Below are 22,978 nucleotides of genomic sequence, written 5' to 3'. Positions count from 1 at the left end.
ATGAATAACGCTACGCTGTCAGAGGTCGACACGCTCCACCCAGGTCAGCCACTCGCCGCCGGCCAGCTCCACGATGCGATAGCCGGGACGAGAGGCCTCGTCGATGGCGAAATCAGCCGAGCCAGACAGGAACTGATCGGTCGTGGAGGGGGCACCGTAGATGGCCACCCCCTGCCGTTGGCTGGCCAGCGCCTGGTGAATGTGACCGCAGAGGATCATTCTTACCTGGGGAAAGTCGGCCAGGGTCTGCCACAGAACGTCGCGATCCTTTAGCCCGATGGCATCGAGCCATTCCGAGCCCAGGATGAGCGGCGGATGGTGCATGGCCAGCAGCGTGGGCCGGTCGTCCGCTCCCAGCCGCTCGACCAGCTCGGCAAGACGCGTTTCCCCGATCTCGCCATGGGCCTGGCCAGGCACGCAGGTATCCACCGTCAACAGGCGCCAACCGCCGAGATCGACCTCCCGGCGGATGGCCTTGACCGGCTCCATCAATTGGGGCTGATCGTGGTTGCCGGCCAGCCAGAACCAGGGGCAATCCAGCCGCGACAGCACCCCATGGGCCAGCTCATAGGAGGCCGTGGTCTCATCCTGGCTGACATCGCCGGTGACCAGCACCAGGTCGGGATGCTCACCGATGGCGGCGTTCACCACCGCCTCGAGTTGGCGCAGGGGGAAGCCGGCCCGGGAGCGTGCCCGGAGATCGGCATGGAGGTGGCAGTCGGTGATCTGGACGATACGCATCAGGGCAGCTCGCTCATCAAGGTAACGCCCTCGTCAAGGCAGTTCGGGCAGGTCGGCGGGGTGGCCGTGCGCCAGGCCATGGGCCAGCCACTCGCCAAGGAAGCGATTGAGCTGCAGTTTTTCGTCGGGCTGGAACATGCGCAGGTTGGGGTAGCGGTAGCGGCCGTCGAAGTGGCGTTCGCGCTGAAAATCGGTGACCTCGGCCATGCGCACGTCATGATAGAGATGCACCCGCATGCGCGGCGGCTCGATGAGCCCCTCCATGAGACCGCTCTGGGTGACCCGCGCCATGGTGGTATAGGGTGCCTGCTCAAGTATCTCCAGTTGCAGGGTGCCGAAGCGGCCATTGCGCCCTGTCAGCTCCAGCTGGCGCGATTCACCCTCGCCAAGATCACCCAGCAGCCGGGACAGGCGCAGGTAGTTGGCACTGCATTCCCCCTGCAGGCCCTTCAGGTCGGTCACATAGGCGGTTCTTGCCACGCTACCTCCTTGCTCTCAGAGATGCTCGCTCGGCAGCCAGCCAGTAAAAGGCGATGAGACACATGGCATTGTCGAGTCGGCCAGCCTGCAGGAGTTCCCAAGCTTCGGTAAACGGTAGCACGTGGACGCGAATGTCCTCGTGTTCTTCGTCGAGCCCATGCACGCCTCCCAGCCCGCCACAATCGACGAGGGCACAATAGAGAGTCACCCGTTCGTCGCAGGCACCCGGGCTCGGGTAGTAGGTGTGCAATTCAATCAGATCGTCAACGGGGCAGCCGGCTTCCTCCATGGCCTCGCGGCGAGCCACCTCGGCCCGGCTCTCCCCTGCTTCGACCAGGCCGGCTACCACTTCGAGCTTCCAGGGCGAAACCTGGTCGGACAAGGCACCGGCGCGGATCTGCTCCACCAGTACGACGCAATCTCGCTCCACATCGTAAAGCAGCACCCCCACAGCATCATGACGGCAATGCACCTCACGCACCACCTCGCCGCTCCAGCCACCCTCGAAGAGGCGATGTCGAAGGTGAACCTCTTCCAGGCGAAAGAAGCCTTGATACAAGCAGCGCCGCTCGCGCAGCTCCACATCGGCCAACGAAAAGCCGGGAAGAAGCGTGATCTCGCGACTCTGGTCGTAGTCGAGGTTCTGGTCGTGGCTGTTGGGCATGCCATTCTCCAATCGACGAATGGCGACCATTATCATGACCGGGGACCGGAAAGCCAACTGCTGTGCGGTCAGGGCGACCGGCACGGCAGCCAAGGGCAGGGCCAGGAGGAGGGTTGCGGAAGAGAGGAACAGCCAGGAAGGATCAGAGCGTCGCCAGCAGGGCTCGGGCCTCTTCCCGCTCCGACGCTTGGCCAGCGCCGGGAGAATGGCGTATGTTGCGACTCTCAGTCCAAACAGGAGCGGAATGGCATGAAGGGCCGCAACATGACCCGCTGGCGCGACCCGGCCAAGGACCCGCGCCAGGAACCCAAGAGCAACCTGATCACCCTCGAGGGGGCGGAACGCCTGCGCGGCATCCTCGACCACCTCTCCCGGGTGAAGCGCCCGGCCCTGTCGGCCAAGGTCGGTGAGGCGGCGGCACTGGGGGACCGCAGCGAGAACGCCGACTACACCTACAACAAGAAGGAGCTCAACCGCGTCATCGCGCGGATCCGCTACCTGACCAAGCGGCTCGACGAACTACAGGTGGTGGACCGGCTGCCGGCGGCGACCGACAAGGTCTATTTCGGTGCCTTCGTCACCCTGGAAGACGAGGAAGGCGAGGAGATGCGCATTCGCATCGTCGGCCATGACGAGACCGATACCGCCAAGCGCTGGATCAGCGTCGACGCACCCTTGGCCCGTGCCCTGCTGGGCAAGGCGCTGGACGACGACGTGACGGTGAAGGCACCGGCCGGCGACACCACCTACGTGATCACGGATATCGCCTACCGCGATCCGCAACAGTAACGCATGGAGGCACCATGCCCGTGGTATTCCGCTACAAGGGAATTCGTTTCTTCTTCTACTCGAATGAAGGGAACCCGCTGGAACCCATGCATATCCATGCCGAGAGCGGAGACGGCGAAGCCAAGATATGGGTCATGCCACAAATCGCCATCGCCAACAGCTGTGGCTACAATAGAAAGCAGCTTGCACAGCTCATGCAGCTGGTGGAAGCACATCGCAGCGAGATCGAGAGGGCCTGGAATGAGCATTTCCGCCAAGACCGTCAGCTTTGACGAGCACACCATGTGGGTCGAACTCAGCGACGGCCGGACCCTGGGCGTGCCCTTGGCCTGGTTCCCCCGCTTGCTGCATGCCAGCCCCGTTGAACGCGAGCAGTACCGGATCAGCTATTCCGGAAAGGGACTGCACTGGGACGACCTCGATGAAGATATTTCCGTCAAAGGCCTGATTGCCGGACGCGGCGACACGACCCAGCACCACGGACGCGTCGCCTGAAGGCTAGCCTGAATATCAGGAGAATCAGCGCCTCGCCTTCACCGCTCGATAGACCCGAAAGCGCCGGTCGTCGGCAAGGATTTCAAAGCCGCCGAAGGTACTCTCCAGCAGATCCGGGTAGGGCAGGAAGGTGTTGGCCACCAGGATGAGCCGGCCGCCCGGCCGCAAGTGCTCGGGCGCCTCGCGAATCAGGCGCCCGGCCGGGCCGTAGTCGATGCTGCGCTCCTGATGGAACGGGGGATTGCTGACGATGACCTCGAAACGCCGCTCGCCGAGGGTCGAGTAGACATCGCCGGCCAGCACCTCGCCCTGCAAGTCGTTGGTGGCCAGGGTGCGCCGGGTCGCCTCGACGGCAAAGCCATTGACGTCCACCGCCGTGACCCTGTGACCGCGCCGCGCCAGCCAGGCCGCCAGCACCCCGTCGCCGCAACCCATATCGAGTAGCTCGCCCCGCCCTTTCGCCCCGCCTTCCGGCAGCACATTCTGCAACTGCTCGAGCAACAGCCTGGTGCCATCATCAAGCTTGCCGTGGCCGAACACGCCCGGGTGGCTGATCAGGGTCAGCCCCTCGGCCGCGAAGGAGGACCACGCCGCCTCCGGGTCGATATCCACCCGGCCCAGGCGCGTCTCGAACAGCGAACAGCGCCGAGCGCTATCGCGTTTTCGACAGCCCAGTCCCAGCGCCGCCAGCACCTTGAGCACCCGTTTGATACCGCCCTGGTTCTCCCCCACCAGCTGCAGCCGCGTTCCCGCAGGCAGATTGGCGCAAAGCCAAAACAGCCACCACTCTCCCAGGGCGTGGGCCTTGGGCCAGAACAGCACCACCCCCAGGGGCTCGGCCGAAACCGGGGTATCGAAGGGAGAGTTGGCCTTGCGGCCGAGGGCCCGCCAGGCTTGCAGCACCGCATGGTCGGCGCTGAGCACGCTGCCCTGCCTCGCCCCACCCTCGACAGCCTCGAGCCAGGCGTCACGGGGCGGTGATGCCCACAGCCAACCACTATAGTCGGCGTCCTGGCGTTCGAGCAGCTGGCAGACCGGGGTCTCGGCGGGCATCGAGGAGCTCCTTGATCAGGTGAGGGTATCGGTGCGAACCAGGGTGTAGAGCAGGTAGCGTCCCAGCCGCCAGTGGGGCTCCATGCGGCAGTAGCGCTGCTCGAGCTCCACCAGCCGAGTCCAGTCGGCCTCGGTGGCCGGGGGGTGGCGCAGATAGTCGTGAAAGACACGAATGCCCGCCACTGCCTCGATGGCCAGGCCGTTCTCGGCACTCCAGGCCTCGATCTGGCGGTGGGTCAGCGGCGAGATCGGCGTCAGCCGCTGGCGCTTGCCGGTGCCCTCGAGGCGGTCGTCCAGCGCCTTCTCGAGGTTGCCCTTGACCACATTTGACATGCGCAACGCATCGCGGTTGAACACCATCAGCGACAGCTGCCCTCCCGGCGCCAGCTGGCCCGCCAGGGTAGCCAGCGCCGCACGCGGGTCGTGCAGCCACTCCAGCACCGCGTGACAGGCAATCAACGACCATGGGCCTGCCGCACGCTGCGACAGTGCCTGCAGCGATGCATCGACGAAGGTGATCGGCTGCCCAGCCAGTGCCTGACGGGCATGATCGAGCATGTCGGAGGCCGGCTCGACCAGAGTCACCGCATGACCCCGCCGGGCAAACCAGCCCGAGAGCTGGCCCAGACCACCGCCCACGTCGAGCACCGGCTGGCCGTAGAGGTCGAGCATTTCCGGCAGCAGGCGATCGAGCAGGGCCAGACGCAGCGCCCCGCGAGGGCCACCATAGAGGCTGCCGGCAAATTTCTCGGCCAGACCATCGAAGTGACGGTCGCCGGCCAACGAGAAGGGAGAAGCGTGATCAGGCATGCAGGGCTCGGCAACCGCGGAATGTGGCGGGCATTCTACCTGCCTTCGACCGGCCTGGGCAGGTGCCGTTGCCATTGCACCTCGGCCTCGACCTGGGCCGCCAGCGCCAGCAGGCGGCGCTCATCGCCCATGGCACCTACCACCTGCACGCCCACCGGCAAGCCTTCTGGCGTGACATGCAGCGGCAACGACATGGCCGGCTGGCCTGTGAGGTTGGCCAACTGGGTATAGGGAGTGCGGGCCAGAGCATCTCGCGCCAGACGCTTGAGCATGCCCGCCTTGAGCGCCAGCCTGGCGATGCCCGGAATCGCCAGTAGCGACATCAGACGTTCCCGTGCCGGTGGCGGGTAGAGTTCGCCCAGGCGCGGTGCCGGAGCGGCGGCCACCGGCATCAGCAACATGTCGTAGCGTCGATGAAAGGCACCCATGCTGCGCGCCACCTCGTTCCAGTAACGCTTGGCCAGTTCATAGTCGCGCACCGGCAGGTGACGCCCCAGCCGGGCAACAGCGCGTGTGGAAGGCTCGATGTCCAGGCGCGACACAGGTACGCCGGTTTGCTGGCTGATCCATGCCAGGTCGGCGGTGAGATGACCCAGGTAGAGCGTCAGGTAACTGTCGGCAAGCCGTTCGCCATCGACCGGCGGCTCTGCCCACTCGATGTGATGCCCAAGCCCTTCGAGGGTTGCCGCCGCTTGCTCCACGGCCTGGCGGACCTGGGGATCGAGCACGGTGCCCATCGGCTTGCCCAGGGGGTCGCCCAGGGATACGCCGACACTCAGCGGTCCAGGCGGACGTTCCAGCGCCGCCAGAAAGCCCCGCTCGCGCTTCACAGGGTAGGGGTCGCTCTCATCCATACCGTTGGTGACATCGAGCAGCGCGGCGCTGTCGCGAACCGACCGCGTCACAGCGTGTTCGACCACGGCGCCCTGCCACACTTCGGCATGCATCGGGCCCAGCGGCACCCTGCCCCGGGAAGGCTTGAGGCCAAACAGCCCGCAGTAGCTGGCGGGTATGCGAATCGACCCGCCGCCATCGCCGGCCATGGCCAGCGGCACCAGGCCCCCGGCCACCGCAGCCGCTGAGCCACCGCTGGAGCCACCAGGAGAATGGGCGGGATTCCAGGGATTGCGCGGATGAGGAAAGGCACGCGGCTCGGTGATGCCCATCAACCCCAGTTCCGGCGTGGCGGTCTGACCGAGAATGGAGAAACCCGCCTCGCGCAGGCGGGTGACCAGGGTCGAATCCGCCGGGGCTTTCCAGTCGGCAAGAGACGCACTGCCGAAGGCCAGCGGCTCGCCTTCAAGGGCCATCAACAGGTCCTTGGTCAGGGTCGGCACCCCGGCAAAGGGTGCCGCGAAATCAACCTGCCGGCCCTCGGCCCGGGCCCGTTCGAAGCGGGTGCGAACCACCGCCGCCAGGCTCGGATTGTCGGCCTCGACGGCAGCACAGGCCGCCTTGAACACCTCATCACGACTCACCTCGCCGCTGCGAATCAGCGCCGCCAGACCCAGGCCGTCGTGACGACGATACTCATCAACCTCCATGTGGACTCTCCTCGTGTGTCGCCACTGGCGGCGTGTCTCGCCGTGCCCACCGCTCCAGACCATGCTCCAGCCAGGATAGCAACGCCGGAATCACCAGCAGTACCAGCAGCGTCGAGACCCCCAGCCCGAAGGCGATGGATACCGCCATGGGAATCAGGAACTGGGCCTGCAGCGACGTCTCGAACAGCAGGGGCAACAGCCCGCCGATGGTGGTCAGCGAGGTAAGCAACACCGCCCGCACACGCTGAACCACCGCCTCGTTGAGCGCCTCGTCGATGGCCAGGCCCCGGTCACGCTGCAGCCGATAGAAACTGACCAGGATGATGGCGTTGTTGACCACGATACCCGAGAGTCCGAACAGGCCGAACAGTGACAGGATCGTCAGGTCGATCCCCAACAACCAGTGCCCCAGCAGTGCACCGATCAGCGAGAAGGGGATAATCGCCATGACAATCAGCGGCAGGCTCCAGGAGGCGAAGACCCAGGTCAGCACAGCGTACATCAGCCCCAGGCCTATCAGCAGCCCAGTACGCATGTCGGCCAGGGTCTCGCGCTGGTCAGCGGCACGCCCCTCGAAGCTGTAGCTCAGGTGGTGATCCCGGGCCAGGGCAGGCAACACCGCAGCCGACAGCGACTCGCGCACCCGGTCAGCGGAGCTGACCGCCGTATCGAGTTCAGCGGTAACCTCCACCGACAGCTGGCCATCGGCATGACGCAGCGCCTCGAAGCCCTGTCGGTGTGACAGGTCCATGACCTGATCCAGCCCCACCTGGCGCCCGTCGGGAAGGTGAACGGCCAGGCTCGACAGCGTGGCGATACGCTCACGCTGCTCCCGTGGCAGATGGACACGCACTTCGATCTCATCGGCCCCCGCCTGGTGTATTTGCACGACCTGTCCGTCAAAGGCGGTTCGCAACTGTCGCCCGAGCTCGGCGGTGGTAAGCCCCAGGGCCTCGCCCCAAGGATTGACCCGGTAGATCAGTTGCTCCCGCCCCCAGGGCATGTCGTCCTGGGTATCCAGCACACCGGGCAGGCTGGAAAGCGATTGTCGTAGTGAGTCGGCCGCCAGCCGCAGGGCCATGGCATCCTCCCCTGTCAGGCGAATGTTGACGTCCCTGCCCGGCGGGCCGGCAGCGCGCTCGTTGATGGTGAGGTTGTCAAGTCCCGCCGGGAGCCGGATGCGCTCACGCCAGGCGGCGATAAAGGCGTTGTTGCGTACGTCGCGATGATCCGACGAAATCAGCTCCACCATCATCGACCCCACCTCGTCGGCACTGCGGCTCGGCGCACCGCCATCGATGGTGGCAGCGTGGCGGACCACGGCCATCTTTACCAGGTCGCCACCCAGCGACTGCTCGGCCTCGTCGAGGCTGGTCTGCAGGTGATCGAGGAAACGGTCCACCCGCTGCCGCTCGGTACCGGCAACGAAGTTGACGTTGGCATAGAGCACGCTGGGTTCGGGGGCGGGGAAGAAGTTGAACCCGATACGTCCACCGGCCAGCAGGCCCGCCGTCACGATTGCCACCGCCAAGGCCATGGCGACCGTAGCACCCCGATAACGCAAGGAGAGCGCAGAAAAGCGTCGAAAGGGACCCTCTCGAAAGCGCTGGAAGCCGTTCTCGAAACCCTGGCGAAGATTGCCCAGCCCGCGACGAGGGCGCTCGGCTTGCGAACCGGGACGACCGGGAACGAAGGCATTGCGCAGGTGCGCCGGCAACACCACGAAGCACTCCAGCAGCGAAGCGATCAACACGCAGATCATGATGATCGGAATATCGCCCAGAATATTGCCAATGATACCGCCCACCATCAGCAGCGGCATGAAGGCCGCCACCGTGGTCAGCGACGAGGCGAGCACAGGCCACAGCATGCGCCGCGCCGCGCCCGCCGAGGCATGCCTCGGGGCCTCCCCTGCGCGATGATGTGCATCGGCATCCTCGCCCACCACGATGGCATCGTCGACGATCACCCCCAGCGCCATGATCAGGGCAAACAGCGACATCATGTTGATCGAGCCGCCGATGCCCCAGAACACCCCAAGCGCCGCCATGAAGGCAGTGGGAATGCCGATGGCCACCCACAGAGCCACCCGTGCCGGAAGAAAGAAGTAGAGCAGGATCACCACCAGCAGCAGACCACCTGCCCCATTACTGATGAGCAGCGAGATGCGCTCGTCGATCAGTTGCCAAGACTCGTCATGCACTTCCAGCTCGACGCTTGGCGGCAGCTTCGGCCGGGTGTCGGCCAGCCATTCATCGAGCACTCTTGCGGCAGCCAGGGAGTCACCGCTCTCGGCACGCTGCAATTGCATTTCCACTGCCGCCTCGCCTTCGCGGCTGAGCCTCAGCTGCCCTTCTCTCGGTTCCTGGCGGACCACCGCGATATCGCCCAGGCGCAGCTGCACCCGGTCGCTACTGAGAATCGGCAGATTCTCGAACGCCAGTGGGTCACGGCGCTGCTCAAGCGAACGCAGCTCCCGGGCGCTATCCTGCTGGCCCAGAATACCGGCGGGCAGGTCTCGGGACATGGCCTGGATCCGCTCGGCAATCTGATCCAGCGACAGCGACAAACTCTGCAGTCGCTCCGCCGGCACTTCAACGCTGATCTGCTGCTGGGCCAAACCACTCACCTGCACGCGATCAATGCCGCGCAGTAGCAGTTCGTTCTCGAAACGGTGCACCAACTGGCGCAACTCTCGCTCGTCGAGTTCGCCGCGCACCAGCAGGCGTGCCACCGGCTCGTAGCGTACCACCCGGGAAACCTCCGGCGATTCAGCATCCGCCGGCAGGCTGGTGAAGCCGTCAACCTGCTGGCGGACATCGTCAAGGGCCAACACCGGGTCGCTGCCCTCGACAAACTCCAGGGTAATGTTGGCGATGCCCTGTGCCGAAGTGGAGGTCATTCGCTTCAAGCCGTGGAGGCTACGCAGCCGCTGTTCCAGCGGGTTGGTCACGCCCTGCTCGATATCCTCGGCAGAGGCCCCGCTCCACACCACCCGCACGCTCACCACATCCAGGGCAAAGCTCGGGAAGAACTGTACATTCATGCGAGCGATGCCCAGGGCACCCCCCAGCAACATTGCCAGCATGACCAGGTTGGCGGCGACCCGATGATGCACGAAAAAACCGATGATCCCCCGCTTACGACTCATGGCTGTGGCTCGGCGACTTCGACCCTTAGCCCCTGCATGGCGTTGGGTAGGTGCGTGACAATGACGCGCTCACCAGCGGCAAGCCCGTCAGGCTTGACCAGCGCCCAGCGTTCACCGTCAGTGCCAAGGGTCTCCCCCAGACGAGTCACGGTATGACGCTGCAGGCGGTCCTGCTCATCGATGCGGTATAACACATCGCTGCCGTGCAGGGCGCTGAAGGGCACCGCCAGGGTCTCGGCCACCGCAGGGCGCTGCAACAGAACCGGTAGCAGCGTCCCTGGGCGAAGGCCAGAGGCGCTTCCTGCCAGCACCAGGATCGCCTCGGTACCGCCCGGATTGCTCTCTCCGGCCAGTCGCTGCAGCCGGAAACGCTGAACGCCCTCCACCGCCTCCGCTATCAACGGCTCGTCCTGCTCAAGCGACTCGCCCAGCTCGGCCAGGTAGCGCCGGGGTACACGAGCGTGAAGTTCCAGCCCTTCCCGGGGATAAAGACTCATCAGCGCCGCTCCTGAGGCCACCTGATCACCGGGGGCGACCCGAATACCGGTAACGACACCGTCAAAGGGTGCCACCACGCGGCTGCGATCCGCGTCCCGCCGTGCCGCCTGCTCCACTGTCTCGGTTCTGGCCAGCCGCGCCTCCAGACTTTGCAGCCGTGCCGGGTGCTCGGCAATGGCCCCCTCGCGGGTGGCCACTGTAAGGCGAGCACGTGCCAGGGAATCGCTGGCATTATCCAGGTCCGAGGGAGAGGCAAGGTTGCGATCGACCAGCGAACGGGTTCGCTCCAACTGGCGCTGTGCGTTGGCGACAATATCGCGTTCCCGCGCCAGGGCTTCACGGTCGTTCTCGTTGCGGATCCGTTCATTGGCGATCTGCGCCTCGATATCCGCCACCTCGGCCTCGGCCTGACGCAAGGGCGGCAGTGTATCGGCTTCATCCAGTGCAACGAGCAACGTGCCAGCCGCGACACGCTGCCCCTCCTGCACCGGTCGCTCGGCGACCCGCGCCGCCATGGGGGCCACCAGGCTAACCCGGTCTGGCGAGACCACCTCGCCAAAGAGCGGCAACACCGGCACATGCTCGCTATAGGCCACCACCATGGAGTCGACCCGCCAGCTACGCTCCTGTACCACCACCTCGACCGGTTCCGGACGCATCAGACGCAATGTCAGGAAGCCAGTCACGCCAATGGCCAGAATCAGAATAGGGAGAAGACGCTTGATCATGAGACTTCCTGGAACATGCAAATAACGAATAGGAATGAAAAGGCACTACTATACCGCCCAATTACAGCCGATGGGCAGTCCTGTGACGGGGTGTGACAGTGGTACGCAAGCAAGGGCTTCGGCCGTTACGGTTTATCTTGCCGCCCCAAGCCCATATAATGCGCAGCCGTTGCGCCCCCATAGCTCAGCTGGATAGAGCGTCCCCCTCCTAAGGGGAAGGTCCCAGGTTCGAATCCTGGTGGGGGCGCCAATTAATTCAATAGCTTAGCTTCGCTCCCTCGCTTAGCAATCCAATCAGAACCACCTCCGCCCCCACACACACCCCCACACCCTGCAAGGTATGGACGACCCTAAGGGCTCGGTTCTCAGCGTCAGGTAGCCCAGCAATTGCCGAATCGCGGGGCTCATGAATTGACGCGGGGGGTTGTGCACTCGACAGCGGCGTGGCTCCCAATGAAACAAGGCCCCGAAGGGCCTTGAGTGCTGGCGCCCGCGGAGGAGCCGTTCGGGTTTGCCAGCGGCGGGCGTTTTGCTCCGGTCCCCCCTAGCACTAGGCCCGCGATACTGGGGGAGGAGTCGCACCGTTAAACGCGGAAGAGCCAACGCATCGTATGGTGTTCCAGCAGGGGCCCGGTAATCTCGAGCCGGTCCTTTCCGATAAGGGTAGGGGCGTTCCCGTAGGCGATCCTGTGCGCCCGGTGGTGGGCGGTACGGGACTCGCGCAGCCGATTCATAACCTCCACCAGCTCGCCACCTTCCAGCAGGTCCACCAGCCGGCGCTCGGCTTCCGCCCACTCGGCCCGGCAGACCTCCGCCTCGACCTCCCACCTAGTCTGTTCAATGTGGTCGATGCCGGCGGCCAGTTCCTCGGCTTTCCGCTCCAGCCCGCGACGGGCGGCTTCGCTATGCTTCGCGGCATCTTGTGGGGTGCTGGCGCGCTGCCTCGACTTGGCCAGGGCGGTTGCCGCGGCCCGTAGCTCCGCCTCATCGGCTTCCCCCAGTGCAGCAGCGGCGGCCAGCTCGTCTACCCGCTGCTGGGCGGCCTCCAGGTCGGCAGAGGCGCCCCCCGTGTCGTCTTCGCCTGATTCCAGGTCGGCAAGGGCCAGATTGACCCGCGCCAGCTCGGCACACTGACAGGCAATGGCATCTTCCATGGCTGTCAGCCCCTTGCGGGTAGGCTGCACCCCGTATCCCGCGGCGTTGATCTCCGCCAGCTCCTCCCCCAGGGCTTCCCGCTCCTCGGTTTCCGCCTCCGACAGCTCCGACAGCTCCGCAACGTTAGCGGTGACCCGCTCCAGGTGGTCCCGGCAGCCGTTGAAGTGTGCATCCCGGTCGTTCCCGAGGTTATCGCGGCTTCGCGGCGTGCGGCGCTCGGCAGCCGTCCGAACCTCCTCCACTCCGGGGACGGTGCCCCATTGTTCGGAAGGTGCAAAGGCCCTCCAAAGCTTCTCGGCGGCGTCACGCTCCACGGCCTCGGCGTGGGTCAGGCGGTCGCGAGTATCGGAACCGTCCAGGCTAGCCAGACGTAGGGTGGCGGCTTCGCGGCGTGCGGCCTGCCGGGTAATCGCGGCGGCCAGGTTGGCGGCGTTGGTGGTCATGCTCTGCCCTCTTTCAGTTCTCGGATTTCCCGCAGCATCAACAACAGCCCGGCGGCATGGGCGTCCCCGTGGTCCGCCAGGTCGCGCAGCAAGCGCCAATACCCGGCTTCGTCTTGCTGTGTCGGCCTGCATTCCCTGCCCCGGCGGCGATGGTCTGGCATGGAAAATTCCTATCAGATATAACCTTATTCCATACTATAAAGAATAACAGAGCCTGTTAATAGGCTTTTTGGGAATATACAATAGCACCCGGCAGCGGAGGCAGCCCAGCAGCGGAGGGGCCCAGCAGCAGAGGCAGCCCAGCAGCGGAGGTAGCCCAGCAGCAGAGGCAGCCCGGCAGCAGAGGCAGCCCGGCAGCGGCGGAGCCCAGCAGCAGAGGCAGCCCGGCAGCGGAGGCAGCCCGGCAGCTGAGGCAGCCCGGCAGCAGAGTCAGCCCGGCAGCGGAGGCAGCCCGGCAGCGGAGGCAGCCCGGCAGCGGAGGCAGCCCGGCAGCAGAGGGGCCCGGCAGCAGAGGGGCCCGGCAGCGGAGACAGCCCGGCAGCAGAGGGGCCCGGCAGCGGTGGAGCCCACCAGGCCGGCAACAGCGGAGCCCACCAGGGGCGGCAGCGGCGGAGCCCACCAGGGGCGGCAGCGGCGGAGCCCTAGCCCGGCGGGGTTATAACAGGCGGGCCCCGTGCGGGACCGTCAATCAAACATAGGGTGCGGCTCAAAGGGCCCCGTAACCCGCTGAACCCCGGCGAACACCAGGTAAGCCCGCCACCTCTCCCCGTCCGCGGTGCAATAAACTAGGTATTCGCTCCCGCCTTTGATATGGCGCTTGTGCTTGAACTCCCCGCATCCCCGGACGTTGTTAGCGGCCAGGGCCAGCGCCACCTCCCGATTAAAGCTGCGATCCCATTCCGTTTCGTAGTTTCTCCACTCGGCCTCGGCGGTCATCGGTAACAACAACAGCGCCAGCAGCGCAGTAAATATAGCCTTCCGCATAGCCTCCCCCTTTAATCACGTGTCCCCGACCTCCGGCTTGATCCGCAGCCCGGCGGCGGTTTCCGGTTTGCCCAGCGCCCGCCACGTGTCCCGCGGCAGGGTGACGGCCTCCAGGCGGCGGCAGTGTTGGCGCTGGTATCGGTCAGCATAGCCCCTCAGGTAGTGCAGCAGCTCGTCGGCGTCCGGGGCGGTGGCGGTGCTGTGGTGGTCTGTCATCGGTCATACCCTAGACTTCCGAGGGCGACACCCATATCTCATCAACATCTGGAATGAAAATATTTAAAAATCAGAGCATTACAGGAATCTCCACTCTTTTTTCGGTCATCAATAGCTACCGGCTAGCGCTTTACCGTTCCTACTACCAACGATTTTCACCTCTTTCAGTGTCTCAATAGTTGCAACCTTGATAGCCTATTAGCTATTGTTAGCCAAGGATCATTAGCCAAGCAAAGGAATCAAAATGGGACAAATATTCAAAATACCGGGGTTAATTATTTATTGGGTAGCCGGCATATGGGGTTTTTTCTTGTCAATGGGAATTGTTGTAGACAATCTAGGCTTCATCGGAGGAACAATCGCTTTTATTTTTTTCCCATTCACCCTTATGTTTGCACCACTATATGAAGGAATTGCAAACTCCAACTGGAACGTTTTCATCATCACCTATGGTGGGGCCATTTCTGCAACCGCCCTTGTTTTCATAGGCTCCCTTATAGATGGTGATTCGTGATGGCCGTATTGGCGATAGCTGTTTCTCTTGCGATTTTTGTAGTCGGATGGCTTTCACTCGGCATGGTGTTATTTTTAATTGGCATGCTTGGCGACAACGCTCGAGATGGAAGCAGCTTCCTATTTTTAATGAACTTCCTTTTTCTTCGTTTTGCTAGTGTAGCTTTTGGGGCATATCTTGCAACCCATATAACCCCCATATTATTCAAAAAAGTAAACCCCATCACGATAAGAAATGGATTTATTACTATAGTGGCGACAATAGCATTATTGATTGGAACAATTATGCTCATAGCTGTCTTCCAAGAAATGTACTCGCTACGCTTTATGATAATCCCCGCATTCCAAGTAGTAATAATAGTGGCTTTTGCAAAAATCGGAGCTAGAAAGCATTTAAAAAACCATTATCTAAATCTCGGAGAGCGTCAGGGAAATTATTAAACTCTCGAACACCGCGCTCGGCGCCCCTCGTGGGGAGCGGCACTGTCAGGAAGGACCCGCAACCCCAGACGGGCTAGCCGGGCGGGGGGTTGTGGGGAGTCAACGAAAGGTTGGCTGCCGGGTTAGTGCCGGGTTGTGCCGGTTTTAATCCATAACTTATTGTTTTATATCGCCAGCTAGTGCCGGGTTTGCCGGGTTAGGTCTCCCCCGTGGCGTCTGCCGGGTTTGCCGGGTTTCCTATAGGAACCCGGCAACCCGGCAACTCGGGGACCCGGTTTCCGGCAACCTAGGGCAGAAACAGCAACCGGACGGAATCGCCATTGTCCTCCAGCAGAACCCACCCCAGAACGGCTAACCTTTCCAGGGCTTCCGATACCCGGCGGCGGTCTACCCCGTCCCGCTCCAGCTCCCCCCGCAGCGTTTCCACGGTAACCCGGCAGCCTGGTTCCCCTGCTTCGCTGTCATCGGGGAAGCTGGCCAACCCCTCCAGGATCTCCAGCACGCGCCCCGCGTGGGAACCCCGCCGCGGTCGCTTGGGTGGCCCGGTGCGCGCCTCGGTCGGCTCAAGTGCGCAGGACCAGACAGGGGCCCCTTCATCGTCTACCAGCGGCAACTCGACAGGCGCCAGCCGGAAGGCGCAGCGCTCAGGGGCATCGGCGTCCTTCATCTTGGTGGCCTCCAGGGTCACCAGGCCGGCGGGATCCTTGGTTACCCGGTACTCCGCATCCACAGCACCGCGGAGCGCCGTGGATCCACGGGCACCCCGTGCGGTGTCCTTACCGCTGTGGTGGACCACCAGCACGGTCGCGTTCCAGCGGTGCCGCAAGGCATCCAGGTTGGCAACGAGAGCCCCAATGTCCGTGGCGCTGTTCTCGTCACCGCCAAAACAACGGGCCAGCGTGTCCACCACGATAAGGACGGGCGCCTGTCCGGTCTCCGCGGCCAGGGTATCGACGGTGCGCAGGACCTCGGCAGCGCTCGCCGTATCATCCAGCGGGGCGGCCCGCTGCGAAACGTACAAGGGCACCCCCGCCAGGCTAGCCCCCCGGTTGGTTTCCCACGCCTTGAAGCGGCGGGCAAGCCCGTTATGGCCCTCGCCCGCGATATAGAACACGGCTCCCGGCTTGGTCTCCGCCCCGTGCCAGGGCGTGCCGCTGGCGATGCTGGCGGCCAGGTCGATGGTCAGGAACGACTTCCCGTGACCCGGCTCCCCGTAGACCAGCGCCAGCGAATCGGCCTCGACATAGCCCCGGACCAACCACAACACGGGGCGGAGGTTGGCGACCAGCTCCCCGACGGGGGTGAAGGCGAAGGCCCGGCGGGTGGGTTTGCTGCGCTCCTCGCCTATGGCATCCCCCTCCCCGGTCTCCGGGTCGCCCAGATCCTCGAACGCGTCCAGGGCCTCCGCCTGACGGGCGTCCCGGTAGCGGTCTTGGTTGTACTCGGTCAGGGTGCGCCCGTCCTTGGTGGTCATCATGGCGCCCACGGCCCGCAGTGCTGCCCCCGGGTCGCCGTCGTGCTCCCAATGGGTCAGCAGGTCGAAGGCGTCCCCCCACTCCGGCAGCCCGGCAGCCCGGTCGCTGTAGTGGGCGGTATGCCAGCGGGTCCCGTCCTTGGTGACGGTCACACCAGGCGTGCCGGACTCCGACAGTGGGGACAACCAGCGGCCCCCGTGCCGGGTATAGCCGTATGCCTCCAGGACCAGCGGCAGCGGGTAGGCGGCGTTTGATCCTACCCAGTAGCAGTGGACACCCCGTTAACGCAGTACACTGCAACGAGGTGACCCATGGTGAAGCAAGCTACCCCGATGAAAAAGACCCGTACCCGCTACTCCGATGCCTACCGCGAGGAGGCTCTGGCCCTTGCTGATCGCGTCGGTGTTACAGCCGCTGCCCGTGATCTTGGCCTTCAACCCAGCCAGCTCTACCAGTGGCGAGCCAAGGTCCAGCAAAAGAAAAATGTCTCTGAACGTGAACAAGCCTTGGCCGAAGAGAATGCTCGATTAAAACGACAACTTGCTGAAATGTCAGAGGAAGTAGCAATAACAAAAAAGGCCGCGGTGTACTTTGCGAAGAACCTGAAGTGAAGTACACCTTCATCCGCCAGCACCGCGAGGTGTTCAGTACCCAGCGCATGTGCTCGGTCCTTGGTGTTGCCCGCAGCGGCTACTACGCCTGGTTGAAGATCGACAACATCCCCTCGGCTCGTCGCCAACGGCAGACCGAGATCAACCAGCGAGTAGCCCTGGCCTACCACCACCGGAAAGGGCGCTCCGGCGCCCCCAGGCTGACACTGGATCTACACGACGAGGGGCTGATCTTACCCAGCAATGGTAGACACCTCCAGGCCTTATACTGAAGACACTCAGGAGGCCCCATGAGTCGTCAATGATATACCGGAGAATCCAAGATCGAAGCCGTCAAGCAGGCGACAGAGCGTGGCCATCCCGTTACCCAGGTATCATCTTGGCAAGCGCTGAACCAATAGGCGAGCGGAGTGAAGCGCAAGGCGTACGCAGCGCAGTACCCGGAGCCTATGCGGTATAGGTGAGGATGATGCGCAAAATCAGTGACTAAGAGACTAAATTATAATGAAATCCCACCAATCGGACACATCCCCCCTCACCTCGGCACGCTGCTACGAACGCATTGCCAAACGTGAGGAGACAGTCGGCGCCTTCCAGTATCTCAAGCCAGAGCCCCAGGCCCTGACAGAACAAGACCAGGCACCTGATGGATGTCTCAAAGGCATGCCCATCGGCATCAAGGACATCTACGACACCATCGACATGCCCACCCGGTGGGGCACAACCTACCTTCATGCACCAAGGTCCTTGACCGACGCCTCATTGGTTGCGGCTTTGAGACAAGCAGGCGCCATCCCTATCGGCAAGACCATCAGCACGGAAATGGCTTACTTTACGCCCGGCAAGACTCGCAACCCCCATGACCTGATGCGCACGCCAGGTGGGTCTTCCAGCGGGTCAGCCGCTGCTGTTGCCGATGGGATGGTACAAGCGGCTATTGGCTCGCAAACCGCCGGCAGCATCATTCGGCCCGCCAGTTTTTGTGGCGTCGTGGGTTTCAAGCCCAGCGCAGGCATTGTGCCAACCGCCGGCGTCATGGCATTCAGCAAGACGCTCGATACCGTTGGCTGGTTCACCTCGAGCGTGGATGACAGCATCCGGCTCTTCAATGCTGCCACCCAACGTCATGACACCAGCGTACCCTCCTGCCCGATCAGCGAATGGCGTATCAACTGGCTTATCGATATCGAAGGAATCTCCCTGAATGGGGATGTTCGATCGCTAATGACAGAGAGTCATCGCAGGCTCGATGACATGGCAGGCAAGACGCAAGTTCTGGCAGGAGGCACGGACTTTCAAGAACTGGTGGATTGCCAGAAAGCGATCATGGCCTACGAGGCCTCGCGGACACTGGTCCACGAATTTGAACGCTACCGCGAGGAGATGAGTCAGGAGCTGGTTGAGATTATCCTGCAAGGCCGCGCCATTGATCTACCCGACTATCTGGATGCCATCGCCTACCGGAACCATTCAATCGAGCAACTGGAAAACACGTTTTTTGCCGATGCCGACGTATTGATTGCACCCAGCACAATTGGTGAAGCCACGGCGGGATTGAGCACCACTGGTGACCCTGTCTACTGTCGCCCCTGGACACTGCTGGGGCTTCCCTGCTTGCACCTGCCGATTGGCCAGGGCGATCACGGCATGCCCATCGGCATTCAGCTCATCGGAAGGCCGGGTAAAGACCTGTCGCTACTCAGCATTGGAAAAACTATCGCACAGCTTGATGAGTTCACCCTCACTTGCTCGGGGGGAGTGTTGTTCTGATCAGCAAGCAAATCCTGCTTGTGCAATCGACATCACCCTGCCCGTCCGGCTTCAGTCCCACCAGCCCCGCCAGGATCAGCACCAGAAAAGCTGCCGACTTCCAACGGCCCAGCCTGTACCACCACCCGATTTCGCCCTTTTTGCTTGGCACGGTAACTGGCCTGGTCCGCTCGCCTGACCAGCGGCTCACCGCCCCGCTCCTCATCATTCAGGCTCGACACGCCGATACTCGCCGTGACCCGGAAAACGTGCCCATCCACCTGGAATTCAAGCGCTTCGATGCCCTGTCGAACTCGCTCAGCGATGTCGCTGGCGCGCTTAATCGGGCAGGCCGGCAGCAGCAGGGCAAACTCGTCGCCGCCCAGCCTGGCTACGGCATCCTGTTGGCGCACATTCTCATGCAGCAACTGGCCGATGCGCCGCAGCAGTTCATCACCGGCCGCATGGCCCGCCGTATCATTGACCGGCTTGAAGTGATCCAGGTCCATCATGATCAATGACAAGACTTGATCACTGTGGCGCCGATTCAGGGAGCAGGCCGCTTCAAGGCGGATCTCGAAGCCGCGCCGATTGAGGCAGCCGGTCAGCGGGTCGTGCTCCGCCTCCCAACGCTGGCGGATTTCGCGCTCATGGCGCTCGGTGATGTCCTGAATCATGCCGACGAAGCCCAGCGCCGTGTCACCCAGCTCCACGCGGCTAACCTGTGCCTCCAGCCAGAGCTGTTCGTCGCCCCGCAGGAAGCGATAATGCAGGTGGTGATCATCGCCGCTCTCCAGCGTGGCACGCCACTGCTCGATGAAAACTGGCCGGTCATCGGGGTGTACCCGGTACAGCCACCCCGAGGTACCGGAAGCCGCGACGTTGAAGCCGGAGATGACCTCGAGCGCGGGGTTTACGTAGTTGACCCGTCCCTGCATATCGGCGAGGAACATACCCACCGGCGACGAGGCAAGTACCGCCTGTAGAAAGGCCTCGCGCGCCTCCTGCGAGGCGAGCGCGTCGCGCCGCTGGTTCTCCAGGCGATTGAAGGCGTCGGCGACCTGATGCAGTTCGCTCATGGTGGTATGCAGCTTGAGGTGCTTGGCATCGCCGCGCCCTACCCGGTCGATCTGGCGCTCCAGACGGTGCAGGGGGGCCAACACCAGGCCGAGCAGCCACCAGAGTAGCGGCAGCATCAGTGCCACCGTGGCCAGCCCCACCCAGCGCAACTCGACGGCATGGCGCTGTATCGGCGCCTGCGCCTGGCTCACCGGCAGGAAGACCCCGACGATCCAGTCGGCCGGCCAGACCTGGCGGAAAGCCATCAATGAGGGCTGGCCATCCAGCTGTTCGCCCGTTCCGCTGCCCTCCCACCCATAGAGGGCCTGGTCCATCAACGGCAGCCGGTCGGCAGCAGGTACCGGCTGCATCAAATAGTCGGGATTGGGATGGCTGATGATCCGCCCCTCTGCGGTGGCCAGCACGACATGGCCCTCCTCACCGATCCGCTGCGAGCGCAAGTTAAGAAAGGAAGTGCCATCGTGGAGGCTGGCATTGCCGCCGAGAATGCCCAGGAAGCGCCCCTCGTCATCGAGCAGCGGTTCGATCACCATCACCTGGGGGATGCCGGTCTCGCCCCCACATAGGGTTCGCTGACATGGGGCCGGCGAAAGCCGCGGACGTGCTTGAAATAATCGCGGCTGGCGATAGTGGGCCCGCCATGCTCGAAGGGGGGCCAGGCGGCCACCGGCTCACCCTGGGCATCGAACACCATCAGCCGGTCGAAGAGCGCCAGCAGCCCTTCCTGGCGCTGCAACTGAGTGAAGAGATCGCCATCGTCCAATACCAGCGAATAACGAAGTCGGGCCAGGGCCTGTTGTCGCACGCGGATGGATCGTTCGAGATGATTGGCGATCAGTTGGGCCTCGTACTCCAGATGCGTGAGGTTCTCACGCTGGGCCAGCGCGCCGCCACTGAGATGGCTATAGGCCAGCAGAGCGGCGACCAGCACCAACCAGCCCAGGCTGACTCCGAGCAACAGGCGCGAACGCAGGGTCGACAACAGCCATCCGATCAAGGGCAAACCACCGATTTTTTATACGGGCATGGGGCCATCATGGCATCCTGTGCCCATAAGCAAAAGCGGGAATACCCGTCACCCCCCCGAGTGGCGCCCTATCCCCTCTTCCGCCAGCGCCACCAGTGCCTCAATGTCGTTGATGGTCAGCTCACGCCCCGCCACCGTCACCAGGGACTGCTGCTGAAAGCGCGTGAGCACCCGGCTAACCGTCTCCAGTGCCAACCCCAGATAACTGCCGATATCCGATCGGGACATGGAGAGGTGGAAGCGATAGGGGGAAAAACCTCTTGCACGAAAGCGCTCGGATAGCCCCAGCATGAAGCTGGCCAGGCGCTGGTCGGCGGTACGGCCGGAGAGCAGGCACATCATCCGCTGGTCGTTGCGCAGTTCACGGCTCATGCAGCGATAGATCTGACCGCGCAGCTCCGACAGTTGCTCGGCGAGATCCTCCAGCCGGCGGAAGGGAAGCTCGCAGACGAAGGTCGACTCCATGGCCATCACGCTGCCATAGCAGTGGGCCTCACCAATGCCATCCAGCCCGACAATCTCCCCGGGCAGATAGAAGTGGGTTACCTGGTCGCGCTGCCCCTCCTGGGTCACTGCCTGCTTGAGGCTTCCCGAGCGCACCACGAACAGGCTCTCGAAGGTGTCGCCCTGGCGCACCAGCGCCTCGCCCCGCTTCAGCGGGCGCGGATTCCGGATGATGGCGGCAAAGGATTCCAGCGCGTCGAGTTCGAGACCCAGAGGCAGGCAGCGCGCATGCAGGGCACAGCGCTCGCAGCGAGTCGTATTGTCCGACTGGCACCGGGGGAGCTCAAGCGACATGGGCACTCCTTGGTTTAATCTGTAACCGAAAGTCTGACCTGATCCACCCCAAAGTGGCCCAGGGTGATGACAAACCTAGTCCTAAAGTGAACCTTTCCTTGATACGAATCAAGTCTGGTTCGCTTGCCTAACGTGAGGCACACGGGAAGTCAGTGCCAAAGCACCGTGATGAGAGCGGAGAAAAATGGTCGGTAAAAAGCACAGCGCAAAAAAAACCGGCCCCGAAGGGCCGGTTCTGTCGTCGAGTGAGTCGACGTGTACCGCAATCAGCTTGGGCGCGACTTAGAAGTCGTAGCGCAGACCGACGGTGTAGAGCAGATCGTCGTTGAAGTCTTCAAAGGTTTGATCGCTAGAGAAGTCGGCATCGTAAACTTCGAAGTAGGCAAACATCGGCGTGCTGAAGCGATAGGTCGCACCCAGCACCCACTGATTGCTGCTGCTCAGATCGTCGTTCACATAACGAACGCGGAAGTAGTCGCCGTAGATGTTGCCCATGCCGTAGTTGAAGGTAGCACCCAGGCCCCAGACATTGTCGATACGACTATCAACGGAGGGGTCATTATCTCCTTGAATGTAATCGGCGTTATCGGTCCAGGTCTCGTACTTGACGCGGGCGGCAAACTCAGGGGTGAACTGGTAGGAAGCGGTGGCACCCCACAGGTCTTCCTGATCATTGCGACCGGCATTGAATTGGTAGTCTGCGCCACGGTCGTTATCTTCACCCAGGTTACGGTTCTGGGCATAGGCCAAGCCCAGGTAGAGGTCCTGCCAGGTGTAGTTGACCGCACCGATCCAGGAAAGGGCAGAAGAGTTGTCCCGGGCACCGGCAGCGGCATCGTTGCCGCTGGCGTGCTGGGCCTGCACGTGAGCCTGGAAGCCTTCCAGGTTCGGCGTGGAGTAGGCGATGGAATCAGCCTGCGAGTTGACCGCACCGTAACCACCCAGTATCGGGCCAGTCTGGTACTGCGGCACGTCGAACACGGAGCCAACGGCGGTGTAGTAGACGCTCAGGAAGTTACCCACGGTGACGCGACCCATGCTGTCGCTGTCCAGACCGACAAAAGTGGAGCGGGTCTGCAGGGTCTGGTTGGCACGGGTATCAGCATCGAAACGGAATTCGGCGTTGGCGAACACGCTCAGGTCGCTGGAAACCTGATTGCGGGCGCGGAAGCCAAAGCGCGAACCGTTATTGTTGATCTCGGTGCCGCTCTGCTTAACAACATCACCAGCCGCATAATCGTTATCTGCAATTTCCTTAGCAGTAGGCTCACGATCAGTGCCGCCGGTGTTCAGCATCATGTTGATACGGCCGTAGACGTCGACCTGGGTGCCGTCCTGGTCATAAACGGTGGCGGCCTGAGCGGCGGTGGCGCCGTAGACCATGGCACCGGCAATGGCAGTCGCTAACAGTGTCTTTTTCATTTCGATAGTTCCTTTCACTAGCTTACTGTTTCGATCGTTACTGCACGAATCCGAATGATGCGTACAGGTAGCTTGCTGGGCATGGGTCCCGCCGTGCTTGGCTCGGTTCCT

General features: G+C 63.1%; 23 protein-coding genes, 1 tRNA gene and 1 pseudogene. 8 read left to right on the top strand and 17 right to left on the bottom strand.

Annotated elements, in window-relative coordinates:
• Positions 1 to 18 precede the first annotated feature (18 nt).
• From DU490_RS05365 to DU490_RS05355, 3 genes are read right to left on the bottom strand one after another with little or no spacing between them, the layout of a single operon-like run.
• Positions 19 to 741 (bottom strand): phosphodiesterase, encoded by a 723-nt coding sequence (locus DU490_RS05365; RefSeq protein ID WP_114573303.1) that lies wholly within the window; start codon positions 739 to 741, stop codon positions 19 to 21.
• A gap of 33 nt (positions 742 to 774) precedes the next feature.
• Positions 775 to 1,221, bottom strand: coding sequence for a DUF1249 domain-containing protein (locus DU490_RS05360; protein WP_114573302.1), 447 nt, complete (start codon positions 1,219 to 1,221; stop codon positions 775 to 777).
• 1 nt (position 1,222) lies between these two features.
• A complete protein-coding gene (locus tag DU490_RS05355; protein ID WP_114573301.1) occupies positions 1,223 to 1,885 on the bottom strand; it encodes an NUDIX domain-containing protein in 663 nt (220 codons plus the stop codon).
• Positions 1,886 to 2,134: 249 nt separating this feature from the next.
• Here DU490_RS05355 and greB point away from each other — a divergent pair, with 249 nt between their 5' ends.
• From greB to DU490_RS05340, 3 genes are read left to right on the top strand one after another with little or no spacing between them, the layout of a single operon-like run.
• Positions 2,135 to 2,674, top strand: a complete 540-nt coding sequence (gene greB, locus DU490_RS05350) for a transcription elongation factor GreB (RefSeq protein ID WP_114477306.1) — start codon at positions 2,135 to 2,137, stop codon at positions 2,672 to 2,674.
• Positions 2,675 to 2,688: 14 nt separating this feature from the next.
• The gene (locus DU490_RS05345; protein WP_114477305.1) at positions 2,689 to 2,946 is read left to right on the top strand and encodes a DUF4160 domain-containing protein; all 258 of its coding nucleotides are present in this window, start codon (positions 2,689 to 2,691) and stop codon (positions 2,944 to 2,946) included.
• Entirely contained in the window at positions 2,915 to 3,169 is a 255-nt protein-coding gene (locus DU490_RS05340) for a DUF2442 domain-containing protein (RefSeq protein WP_114573300.1), read from the top strand. Before DU490_RS05345 ends, DU490_RS05340 begins: the two co-directional genes overlap by 32 nt.
• Positions 3,170 to 3,193: 24 nt before the next feature.
• On the opposite strand, the gene DU490_RS05335 is transcribed toward DU490_RS05340, so the two are convergent.
• Genes DU490_RS05335 through DU490_RS05315 form a run of 5 tightly spaced genes read right to left on the bottom strand, consistent with a single transcriptional unit; the run spans position 3,194 to position 10,953 of the window.
• On the bottom strand, positions 3,194 to 4,222 hold the full coding sequence (locus tag DU490_RS05335) for a methyltransferase (protein WP_114573299.1): 1,029 nt from the start codon (positions 4,220 to 4,222) through the stop codon (positions 3,194 to 3,196).
• A 15-nt stretch (positions 4,223 to 4,237) separates the two neighbouring features.
• Positions 4,238 to 5,032 carry a methyltransferase domain-containing protein gene (locus DU490_RS05330; protein WP_114573298.1) on the bottom strand — a complete coding sequence of 265 codons (795 nt, stop codon included), beginning with the start codon at positions 5,030 to 5,032 and terminating at the stop codon, positions 4,238 to 4,240.
• Between the two features lie 35 nt (positions 5,033 to 5,067).
• Positions 5,068 to 6,576 carry an amidase gene (locus DU490_RS05325; RefSeq protein ID WP_114573297.1) on the bottom strand — a complete coding sequence of 503 codons (1,509 nt, stop codon included), beginning with the start codon at positions 6,574 to 6,576 and terminating at the stop codon, positions 5,068 to 5,070.
• Positions 6,566 to 9,727, bottom strand: coding sequence for an efflux RND transporter permease subunit (locus DU490_RS05320; protein WP_114573296.1), 3,162 nt, complete (start codon positions 9,725 to 9,727; stop codon positions 6,566 to 6,568). Before DU490_RS05320 ends, DU490_RS05325 begins: the two co-directional genes overlap by 11 nt.
• Positions 9,724 to 10,953 carry an efflux RND transporter periplasmic adaptor subunit gene (locus tag DU490_RS05315; RefSeq protein WP_114573295.1) on the bottom strand — a complete coding sequence of 410 codons (1,230 nt, stop codon included), beginning with the start codon at positions 10,951 to 10,953 and terminating at the stop codon, positions 9,724 to 9,726. The genes DU490_RS05320 and DU490_RS05315 overlap by 4 nt, the downstream gene beginning before the upstream one ends.
• Positions 10,954 to 11,126: 173 nt before the next feature.
• Here DU490_RS05315 and DU490_RS05310 point away from each other — a divergent pair.
• Positions 11,127 to 11,203, top strand: a tRNA-Arg gene (locus DU490_RS05310).
• Between the two features lie 334 nt (positions 11,204 to 11,537).
• Here the strand turns inward: DU490_RS05310 and DU490_RS05305 are convergent.
• The 4 genes from DU490_RS05305 to DU490_RS05295 form a co-directional block, all read right to left on the bottom strand.
• Positions 11,538 to 12,551, bottom strand: coding sequence for a hypothetical protein (locus DU490_RS05305; protein ID WP_114573294.1), 1,014 nt, complete (start codon positions 12,549 to 12,551; stop codon positions 11,538 to 11,540).
• The gene (locus DU490_RS17140; RefSeq protein WP_181869973.1) at positions 12,548 to 12,712 is read right to left on the bottom strand and encodes a hypothetical protein; all 165 of its coding nucleotides are present in this window, start codon (positions 12,710 to 12,712) and stop codon (positions 12,548 to 12,550) included. The genes DU490_RS05305 and DU490_RS17140 overlap by 4 nt, the downstream gene beginning before the upstream one ends.
• Positions 12,713 to 13,235: 523 nt before the next feature.
• Positions 13,236 to 13,535: a hypothetical protein gene (locus tag DU490_RS05300; RefSeq protein ID WP_114573293.1), complete on the bottom strand. Its 300-nt coding sequence runs from the start codon at positions 13,533 to 13,535 to the stop codon at positions 13,236 to 13,238.
• A gap of 15 nt (positions 13,536 to 13,550) precedes the next feature.
• Positions 13,551 to 13,751, bottom strand: a complete 201-nt coding sequence (locus tag DU490_RS05295; RefSeq protein WP_114573292.1) for a hypothetical protein — start codon at positions 13,749 to 13,751, stop codon at positions 13,551 to 13,553.
• A 244-nt stretch (positions 13,752 to 13,995) separates the two neighbouring features.
• On the opposite strand from DU490_RS05295, the gene DU490_RS05290 reads away from it, so the two are divergent.
• Entirely contained in the window at positions 13,996 to 14,265 is a 270-nt protein-coding gene (locus DU490_RS05290; RefSeq protein WP_114573291.1) for a hypothetical protein, read from the top strand.
• The gene (locus tag DU490_RS05285; RefSeq protein ID WP_114573290.1) at positions 14,265 to 14,705 is read left to right on the top strand and encodes a hypothetical protein; all 441 of its coding nucleotides are present in this window, start codon (positions 14,265 to 14,267) and stop codon (positions 14,703 to 14,705) included. The genes DU490_RS05290 and DU490_RS05285 overlap by 1 nt, the downstream gene beginning before the upstream one ends.
• A 286-nt stretch (positions 14,706 to 14,991) precedes the next feature.
• On the opposite strand, the gene DU490_RS05280 is transcribed toward DU490_RS05285, so the two are convergent.
• Complete coding sequence (locus tag DU490_RS05280; RefSeq protein WP_147270448.1) at positions 14,992 to 16,365, bottom strand: helicase RepA family protein; 1,374 nt, start codon at positions 16,363 to 16,365, stop codon at positions 14,992 to 14,994.
• A gap of 126 nt (positions 16,366 to 16,491) precedes the next feature.
• Between DU490_RS05280 and DU490_RS17415 the strand changes: the two are divergent.
• A pseudogene (locus DU490_RS17415) lies at positions 16,492 to 17,021 on the top strand (transposase); the annotation flags it as partial.
• Between the two features lie 274 nt (positions 17,022 to 17,295).
• Positions 17,296 to 18,561 carry an amidase gene (locus tag DU490_RS05265; protein WP_114573286.1) on the top strand — a complete coding sequence of 422 codons (1,266 nt, stop codon included), beginning with the start codon at positions 17,296 to 17,298 and terminating at the stop codon, positions 18,559 to 18,561.
• 32 nt (positions 18,562 to 18,593) lie between these two features.
• Here DU490_RS05265 and DU490_RS05260 read toward each other — a convergent pair whose 3' ends face one another.
• The 4 genes from DU490_RS05260 to DU490_RS05245 all read right to left on the bottom strand — a co-directional run bounded on the left by DU490_RS05260 (position 18,594) and on the right by DU490_RS05245 (position 22,867).
• A complete protein-coding gene (locus DU490_RS05260) occupies positions 18,594 to 20,153 on the bottom strand; it encodes a diguanylate cyclase (RefSeq protein ID WP_114573285.1) in 1,560 nt (519 codons plus the stop codon).
• A complete protein-coding gene (locus DU490_RS05255; RefSeq protein WP_147270446.1) occupies positions 20,153 to 20,617 on the bottom strand; it encodes a hypothetical protein in 465 nt (154 codons plus the stop codon). The genes DU490_RS05260 and DU490_RS05255 overlap by 1 nt, the downstream gene beginning before the upstream one ends.
• 78 nt (positions 20,618 to 20,695) lie before the next feature.
• Complete coding sequence (gene fnr / locus DU490_RS05250; RefSeq protein WP_114573283.1) at positions 20,696 to 21,445, bottom strand: fumarate/nitrate reduction transcriptional regulator Fnr; 750 nt, start codon at positions 21,443 to 21,445, stop codon at positions 20,696 to 20,698.
• 282 nt (positions 21,446 to 21,727) lie between these two features.
• Complete coding sequence (locus DU490_RS05245; RefSeq protein ID WP_181869972.1) at positions 21,728 to 22,867, bottom strand: porin; 1,140 nt, start codon at positions 22,865 to 22,867, stop codon at positions 21,728 to 21,730.
• Positions 22,868 to 22,978: the final 111 nt, after the last annotated feature.

This window comes from Halomonas sp. DQ26W, from assembly GCF_003339685.1.
GTDB lineage: Bacteria > Pseudomonadota > Gammaproteobacteria > Pseudomonadales > Halomonadaceae > Halomonas.
Note: the sequence above shows the minus strand (reverse complement) of the source record. Positions and strands in the feature narration are given on the sequence as shown.

Coding starts and splice junctions, on each gene's coding strand:
- DU490_RS05365 (WP_114573303.1), bottom strand. CDS start 741: ATGCGTATCGTCCAGATCACCGACTGCCACCTCCATGCCGATCTCCGG.
- DU490_RS05355 (WP_114573301.1), bottom strand. CDS start 1,885: ATGCCCAACAGCCACGACCAGAACCTCGACTACGACCAGAGTCGCGAG.
- greB (WP_114477306.1), top strand. CDS start 2,135: ATGAAGGGCCGCAACATGACCCGCTGGCGCGACCCGGCCAAGGACCCG.
- DU490_RS05345 (WP_114477305.1), top strand. CDS start 2,689: ATGCCCGTGGTATTCCGCTACAAGGGAATTCGTTTCTTCTTCTACTCG.
- DU490_RS05340 (WP_114573300.1), top strand. CDS start 2,915: ATGAGCATTTCCGCCAAGACCGTCAGCTTTGACGAGCACACCATGTGG.
- DU490_RS05335 (WP_114573299.1), bottom strand. CDS start 4,222: ATGCCCGCCGAGACCCCGGTCTGCCAGCTGCTCGAACGCCAGGACGCC.
- DU490_RS05330 (WP_114573298.1), bottom strand. CDS start 5,032: ATGCCTGATCACGCTTCTCCCTTCTCGTTGGCCGGCGACCGTCACTTC.
- DU490_RS05325 (WP_114573297.1), bottom strand. CDS start 6,576: ATGGAGGTTGATGAGTATCGTCGTCACGACGGCCTGGGTCTGGCGGCG.
- DU490_RS05320 (WP_114573296.1), bottom strand. CDS start 9,727: ATGAGTCGTAAGCGGGGGATCATCGGTTTTTTCGTGCATCATCGGGTC.
- DU490_RS05315 (WP_114573295.1), bottom strand. CDS start 10,953: ATGATCAAGCGTCTTCTCCCTATTCTGATTCTGGCCATTGGCGTGACT.
- DU490_RS05305 (WP_114573294.1), bottom strand. CDS start 12,551: ATGACCACCAACGCCGCCAACCTGGCCGCCGCGATTACCCGGCAGGCC.
- DU490_RS17140 (WP_181869973.1), bottom strand. CDS start 12,712: ATGCCAGACCATCGCCGCCGGGGCAGGGAATGCAGGCCGACACAGCAA.
- DU490_RS05300 (WP_114573293.1), bottom strand. CDS start 13,535: ATGCGGAAGGCTATATTTACTGCGCTGCTGGCGCTGTTGTTGTTACCG.
- DU490_RS05295 (WP_114573292.1), bottom strand. CDS start 13,751: ATGACAGACCACCACAGCACCGCCACCGCCCCGGACGCCGACGAGCTG.
- DU490_RS05290 (WP_114573291.1), top strand. CDS start 13,996: ATGGGACAAATATTCAAAATACCGGGGTTAATTATTTATTGGGTAGCC.
- DU490_RS05285 (WP_114573290.1), top strand. CDS start 14,265: ATGGCCGTATTGGCGATAGCTGTTTCTCTTGCGATTTTTGTAGTCGGA.
- DU490_RS05265 (WP_114573286.1), top strand. CDS start 17,296: ATGAAATCCCACCAATCGGACACATCCCCCCTCACCTCGGCACGCTGC.
- DU490_RS05260 (WP_114573285.1), bottom strand. CDS start 20,153: ATGGTGATCGAACCGCTGCTCGATGACGAGGGGCGCTTCCTGGGCATT.
- fnr (WP_114573283.1), bottom strand. CDS start 21,445: ATGTCGCTTGAGCTCCCCCGGTGCCAGTCGGACAATACGACTCGCTGC.
- DU490_RS05245 (WP_181869972.1), bottom strand. CDS start 22,867: ATGAAAAAGACACTGTTAGCGACTGCCATTGCCGGTGCCATGGTCTAC.